Raw genomic sequence first — 6,788 nt, forward strand, 5'->3', positions numbered from 1 at the left:
ATCTAATTACCCCTCTTACTGAATTGATTTAAGAAGCGAACGTCATCCAAATAGAAATCGCGGATATCGTCGACACCATACTTAAGCATCGCAAAACGATCGGGGCCAACTCCAAAGGCAAAGCCACCGTATTTATTGGCGTCAACACCGGCCATTTCCAAAACGTTTGGATGCACCATGCCAGCACCCAGAACCTCGATCCAACCGGTGTGCTTGCAGACATCACATCCCTTACCCATACAGTTAAAGCAAGTAACGTCAACTTCAACAGACGGTTCCGTAAATGGGAAATAACTTGGACGAAGTCGAATATCAAATTTGTCACCAAAAATATTTTGAGCCATGGTGATCAAGGTGCCCTTCAGATCAGCCATTGTCACGTGTTCATCAATGAACAGTCCTTCAACTTGATGGAATTGATGAGAATGAGTGGGATCGTCAGTATCCCGACGGTAAACGATTCCGGGTGAAATCATCTTCAGCGGACCCTTTGAAAAATCATGTTTCTCCAGCGCCCGTGCCTGCATTGGTGAAGTTTGGGTTCTCATCAGGATTTCCTTACTTATGTAAAATGTATCCTGCATATCCCTTGCTGGATGATTCTTGGGCAAGTTCATCATCTCAAAATTATACTTATCTTCCTCAACTTCTGGGCCGGAAAGAACTTCATAACCCATCCCCAAAAACAGATCGACAATTTGGTCGATAATCTGTTGAATCACGTGGGGTTGACCCTGGACAACCGGCTTTCCGGGCATCGTAACATCAATCTTTTCGGCCGAAAGCTGCGCATTGAGTGCAGCATTTTCCAACGTTTCTCGATGATTCGAAACGGCTTCGCTAATCGCATCTCGAATCTTATTGGCATAGCTGCCGACTTCTGGTCGTTCTTCTGGGTTTAATTCCTTGATTCCCCGCAAGGCAGCGGTAATTGGTCCTTTTTTCCCGAGCAAATGGAATCGAATTTCATTTAATGCCTTTAAGTCGCTGGTCTGCTGAATATCAGCAAGCCCCTTTTCTTTGATCTCTGTTAATTGATCTCGCAGTGACATAGTATCCCTCCAGTTCAAATTTTAAACACAAAAAAACTCCGCCCGATAAGGGACGAAGCAACGCGGTACCACCCTAATTTGCTGTCACAAGACAACACACTTAAGACATCGCTAACGGTGATTAACCGGAAATTTTTTGTTAGATAACGCCCAATTTCAGCTCGAAAAATGAATTCGTGAAGCTATCCTGCTTCGTTCTCACCAACCACGAAGTCTCTTCTATAGGACAGCAACCTACTACTTTTTTCTCAAACGCTTTACATTAGTGAATAATAAGCTAAAACAAAAAAATGGTCAAGCTACTTTTCGACGCTTGGATACCATTTTTCTGACCATGTATGAATTTCATGCATAATTGGTGCTAATTCCTTGCCCTGTTTGGTCAATGAATACTCAATTAAAGATGAATCATCATGTTCGGTGCGGATAACCACGCCATCTTCTTCCAGCTCTCGCAAACGTTCTACTAAGACCCGATCGCTGCACTTTGGAATTTGTCTGGCAATCTCTCTAAATCTCAGAACACCTTCCTGAAGGAGGACGTCAATGATTAAGCCATTCCATTTTTTACCAAGGAATGAAAATGTCTTCTCGAACTTTGGACACAAATAATAATTAATGGCATCTTGCAAACCAACTGCTTGTCGCATATAAATTCCCCCCTCTCATCGGACAACGCCTATTTAACAGCAGTTGTTCGCTTAACCTGTTTCTTTAATGCTTCAAATTTTGATTTAAGTGGACTCACAAATTCGTGAACAGCTTCATAGTCGTCAACCAATGAGACGATGACACTTTCCTCATACTTGGGCCGTGCAAGGGTTAATCCCCACATGTGCTTCAAAATAATGTCTTTTTCCATGGGTGATAATTGCGTAATCCGCTCAGCATTCCGCAAGGCAACTCGTGGGTGAATAAATGCATGGGAACCCAAATCAAACTTGGTGGTTCTCCAGTCATAGAAAAACAGATCATGTAACAATCCAGCACGCGCAACGGCACGATAATCTAAGCCCCTTCTTTTGGCAATCTTGTAACTGTCAAAAGAAACAGCAATTGAATGTTCAAGTCGAGTTGAGTGATGGTGCTGAGTATAGTTCGCCAATTTCTTAACCATGTCGGTCGCCATCAGGTCAGAAACTATTTCACGATACTCGGAATCATTTTTCCATTCATCCTTTTGCATGTAATACCCCTTTGTCTGTATTTACAAACATGATACATGGTATCTCCCTAAATATCAACGAAAATGACTGTTATTTAACAAACTTGAAAAGTAATACTCCGGTTGCTACGGCGACATTCAAGGATTCTGCTTCACCGTTCATTGGAATATAGAGGTTTTGGTCGGTTTTTTCCAAAATTCTCGGATCGACCCCATTACCCTCATTTCCCATAATCAGTGCAAATTGCTTTGTAGGTGTTATATCATAGTAAGAAATGGCTTGATCGTTTAATTCAGTGCCATAAGTTTTAACACCAGCTGCTTTGAAGGCTGCCATCCATTCCAAAATATCTCCGGTAAAGAGTTGCATATGAAATTGACTGCCCTGCATCGATCGGACAACTTTTGGGTTATAAAGATCTGCCGACCCCTTGCCAAAGACAATGCCGTTGAGCCCGGCCGCGTCCGCCGTTCGAACCATCGTGCCAATATTGCCGGGATCTTGAATATTATCCAATAAGAGCCAGGCACCCCTTAAGTCGTTTGGAATCTGCTCATGATAATCTGCCGTATTGAGGACAGCAAACACGCCCTGGGGAGTTTCGGTTGATGAAATATGTTTGGCAATTTCTGGGGTGATTAAAAAGACCTCGGTAGCATCGTCCACTGGCAAATCGCCCAGATAACTCTCGTCTTCGACCATGAGTTGTTTGATGGCTTGACGATGGCGAATCGCTTCATCAACAATATGCCAGCCTTCAATCACATATTGGCCTGATTTAACACGGCCCTTTTTAGACTGCATCTTGGTCCATTCTTTTACTCGGTTATTTTGATTTGATGTAATTCTTTCAATATTCATACAATATCTCTCTTTCATAATTAATAAATAGGTGGTGATCACTTGAACAACCAAATTCGAACAGTCGAAATGAACGCTTCCGGACGGGTTCAAGGGGTTGGCTTTCGCTGGTCAACTATCCAGCTGGCCCAAAGCCTCAATATTTCCGGCTGGGTCAAAAACGAAGCAGACGGCAGCGTTTCAATTCTTGCAAGTGGCGAAAGTGAAAACTTGACGCAATTTATTCAAAAGATCAGAAATTCACCAACACCATTTGCTAAAGTCAAAAGTCTCCAAATCAATTATATCGCGAAAAGGGTAAATAAAGGCTTTAATGTCAAATATTAAATTGAAAAGCGGTCAATAATCTAGTAAGATTGTTTTGTTTACGTACTTAATTAAGAAAGGTCTTACTCATGAAAAAAATTAAACATCTCACCACACTGGGATTACTTTCCAGCATGGCAATTCTTTTGAGTGGCTGTGTCCGAACAACCAAGTCCGGCAAGCCTTACGGGGCAGTCTATGATTATTTGGCACGCCCTGCCCAAGCAATTATGGAATGGATCGCCCAATTTGTCGGCAGTTATGGCTGGGCCATCATCGTGTTGACCGTAGTCGTTAGATTGTTCCTGTTACCAATCATGGTTCGCCAGATGAAAGCCTCAACGATTCAACAGGAAAAAATGCAGTTAATTAGACCACAGATGGCTGAATTACAGAAACGGCAAAAGGCTGCCGGCACCCCTGAAGAACAGACGGCCGCCAGCCAAGCCATGATGGCCCTATACAAGCAAAACGGCATTTCAATGACCGGCGGAATTGGTTGTCTACCATTATTGATTCAGATGCCGATTTTTACGGCATTATATGCAGCGATCCGCTACTCACCAGAATTGTCTCACACCGTGTTCATGGGTATTCGACTAGGCCAATCAAGTTGGGTATTAGCAGTCCTGTCATTTGCTTCTTATTTATTACAAGGCTACATCGCCATGCTGGGAACGCCAGCAGCTCAGAAGAAACAAATGGGCGCGATGATGTTGCTAAGTCCCATCATGATCTTAGTGTTCACCCTAACGGCCCCTGCAGGTTTGGGAATTTACTTCTTCATTGGCGGCCTGTTCGCATGTTTGCAGACATTGATCATCAACATGTATCGGCCAAGAATTCGCAAACGGATTGCGAAGGAAAATGAAGGCAAAAAAGCTGTTACCGTTGAAGATCTAATGCCTGATCCAACCCCGACTGCCAGTGCCACGAGCCAGGCTGGTCCCGACGTTCATCAACGAAACCGTCAGCGAAACACCGGCAAGCAGCAAGCCGTTCGTCAACCTCAATCTCGACCAACTGTGCAACCGACGAAAAAGCCTGAAGATAGTCAAGTTAAGAAGCCAGCAGCCAAGCGTCCTCGAAATGTTGGTAAGCAGCAAAGACATCATAAATAATGACAATTAATCACATCATTTGGTGTGATTTTTTTATTTCTTCAATATTTTGAGTTTTATCACACCCCATCTTTGAGCAGGAATGGTAGGATATTCATGTATATTTTTCAGGAAAAGAGTTGTTTTCATTTATGAATCAAATTTCGCTATTGATCATTCTCCTGGCGGCCCTTGTCATTCCATTGGCAATGGCCCGTTTTAAAATCACCTTTCTACCAACAGCGGTTGTTGAAATTATTGTTGGTGTCTTACTTGGTCCGTCGTTGTTCAACTGGATCACCAATTCAGAAACCCTGGAGATTCTGCAAAATGTTGGGGTTATCTTCCTGCTGTTTTTAAGTGGCATGGAAATTGATTTCAGTCTATTCAAACGAAAGCCTACTAACCTTTCGCCGCTCGAGGAGAAAGGAAAACATCATCAACCAAAGTACTCTGTATTGCAGGTGGCCACAATCGCCTACGCATCAATACTCGTTATGTCGTTGATCGTTGCTTATCTGCTTAAGTTAAGCGGCTTGTTCTCCGATATTTGGCTGGCTTCGATTCTGTTTATGACGATTTCACTGGGCATTGTCATTGCTGGGCTAAAGGAAAAGGAACTGCTCAGCAAGCCATTTGGTCAGGCAATCCTTTTAATCGCGGCCCTCGGCGAAGTGGTTCCAATGGTTGGGTTGACGTTTTACGCTTCCGCCTACAGTCCCCATTCAAAATCATTGTGGCTGATTTTACTAATTTTAGTCGCCGCTGCCTTATTATTCTGGCGGTTTAAAGCCTTCTTCCGGTTCTTTGATCGGATTAACAAATCAACCACTCAGCTGGATATTCGGCTCTCGTTTTTTATCATCGTGGCGCTGGTAACCGTGGCAGAATCAGTTGGGGCCGAGGGAATCTTGGGGGCCTTTCTAGCTGGTATTGTCATCAAATTGCTTGAACCCCACGAAGAAACTAAAGTTCGCCTGGATTCAATTGGCTATGGCTTCTTCATCCCCATCTTCTTCATGATGAGCGGGGTCAATTTAAATCTCAGGGAATTAATTACTAATCCCCAAACACTGATCTTAATCCCAGTGATCTTTGTTGGTTATGTGTTGGCAAAGGGGTTGGTGTTCAGTGCCTTGAAGTTGCGCTTCAAAAGTTTAAACGCCATTGCGGGAACTGCCATGAGTGCAACCACCATCACCGTTGTCCTGGCAGTGCTGCAGGTAGCCAGTCACTTACACAGGATCACCTCTCAACAGTCAGGCGCCTTTTTGCTGGCAGCTGTCATCACCTGTGTCGTGGGGCCGTTGATTTTTAATAAGCTGTATTCGGCTGAAGCAGAAGATCTCAAAAAAACGACTGTTCACTTTATTGGTACCAATCTGACGACCGTTCCTGTCGCCCAACAATTGGCAAAGGGATGGTATGACGTCACCATGTACACCAATAATCAACACAATTATCGGGCCTTCAACAGTGAAACAACGATCCATTTGCTGGACAGTTTAGCACCACAAGCCATGATTCATAACGGGGTGTTTGATGCAGACGTCGTTGTTTTGGGTCAAATTAATTCCGAAAAGAATTACGAGTTGGCTAAAATTGCTAAAAAATATGGGGTTCACCGCGTGATCGTCAGATTCGAAGACCGCAATATTTTAGACGACCGCAGAGACGAGTTGAACCGCTTAGGAGTTGAACTTTATAACACACCAGACGTCAATATCAGTATGCTGAGGGCGTTAATTGAGGCGCCATCGACAATGCGGCTCATGACATCGATGGATTCCAGCGTTTATGAAGTTGCCCTGAGAAACCGCCGTTATGCTGATATTCAGGTTCGAAACATTCCCTTCATCGACAAGGTCACCATCACTCAGATATACCGTGACAAACGGTTTATCCGGCCATCAGGTGGGACATCGTTAAAATTAAATGACCACATTATTTTTACCAGCAGCAAAGCTGAAGCACCAGAAGTTCGCAAAGAACTTGGTAAGCTTAACTAATAAAAGAGGTTCTACAATATATGTTGTTGGTAATAGATTTTTATCTATTACTGATGACAGTTTTTTTATTTATCATTAGAATAAAAAAGCGGACATTTTGAGGTGTACCCCCAAAGTTAAAGTAAATATTTGCTTGTCTTTCCTAGGCGGCCCGGAGTCGATATTTTATCGGCGATGTGCCGCCTAGTTTCATTTGAATTCGTTCAGTATTGTAGTAGATTATCCACTCTTTGACAGCCGTTATCAATTCCTCAGCGGAATTGTAATTGGATAAGTCGCCTAACTCAACTTTTA

General features: G+C 43.3%; 8 protein-coding genes and 1 other annotated feature. Of the genes, 3 read left to right on the forward strand and 5 right to left on the reverse strand.

Annotated features, from left to right (window positions below; translation table 11 throughout):
* Window positions 1-2: 2 nt before the first annotated feature.
* The 4 genes from pheS to LPKJCM_RS08275 form a co-directional block, all read right to left on the reverse strand.
* On the reverse strand, window positions 3-1,052 hold the full coding sequence (gene pheS, locus LPKJCM_RS08260) for a phenylalanine--tRNA ligase subunit alpha (RefSeq protein ID WP_057963074.1): 1,050 nt from the start codon (window positions 1,050-1,052) through the stop codon (window positions 3-5).
* A gap of 45 nt (window positions 1,053-1,097) precedes the next feature.
* Window positions 1,098-1,314: a binding site (T-box leader), on the reverse strand.
* A 37-nt stretch (window positions 1,315-1,351) separates the two neighbouring features.
* Complete coding sequence (locus LPKJCM_RS08265; protein ID WP_057963073.1) at window positions 1,352-1,702, reverse strand: winged helix-turn-helix transcriptional regulator; 351 nt, start codon at window positions 1,700-1,702, stop codon at window positions 1,352-1,354.
* A gap of 29 nt (window positions 1,703-1,731) precedes the next feature.
* Window positions 1,732-2,238: an HD domain-containing protein gene (locus LPKJCM_RS08270; protein ID WP_057963072.1), complete on the reverse strand. Its 507-nt coding sequence runs from the start codon at window positions 2,236-2,238 to the stop codon at window positions 1,732-1,734.
* Between the two features lie 70 nt (window positions 2,239-2,308).
* The gene (locus LPKJCM_RS08275) at window positions 2,309-3,079 is read right to left on the reverse strand and encodes a TrmH family RNA methyltransferase (protein WP_087069599.1); all 771 of its coding nucleotides are present in this window, start codon (window positions 3,077-3,079) and stop codon (window positions 2,309-2,311) included.
* Window positions 3,080-3,121: 42 nt separating this feature from the next.
* Here LPKJCM_RS08275 and LPKJCM_RS08280 point away from each other — a divergent pair, with 42 nt between their 5' ends.
* The 3 genes from LPKJCM_RS08280 (at window position 3,122) to LPKJCM_RS08290 (ending at window position 6,494) form a co-directional block, all read left to right on the forward strand.
* Window positions 3,122-3,406 (forward strand): acylphosphatase, encoded by a 285-nt coding sequence (locus tag LPKJCM_RS08280; RefSeq protein WP_057963071.1) that lies wholly within the window; start codon window positions 3,122-3,124, stop codon window positions 3,404-3,406.
* Window positions 3,407-3,474: 68 nt separating this feature from the next.
* Window positions 3,475-4,506 (forward strand): membrane protein insertase YidC, encoded by a 1,032-nt coding sequence (gene yidC, locus LPKJCM_RS08285; RefSeq protein ID WP_057963070.1) that lies wholly within the window; start codon window positions 3,475-3,477, stop codon window positions 4,504-4,506.
* Window positions 4,507-4,637: 131 nt separating this feature from the next.
* The gene (locus LPKJCM_RS08290; RefSeq protein WP_057963069.1) at window positions 4,638-6,494 is read left to right on the forward strand and encodes a cation:proton antiporter family protein; all 1,857 of its coding nucleotides are present in this window, start codon (window positions 4,638-4,640) and stop codon (window positions 6,492-6,494) included.
* 142 nt (window positions 6,495-6,636) lie between these two features.
* On the opposite strand, the gene LPKJCM_RS08295 is transcribed toward LPKJCM_RS08290, so the two are convergent.
* A partial coding sequence (locus LPKJCM_RS08295; protein ID WP_165758585.1) for an IS3 family transposase occupies window positions 6,637-6,788 on the reverse strand: 152 nt, incomplete at its 5' end.

It is taken from the genome of Lentilactobacillus parakefiri (assembly GCF_002157585.1).
GTDB lineage: Bacteria > Bacillota > Bacilli > Lactobacillales > Lactobacillaceae > Lentilactobacillus > Lentilactobacillus parakefiri.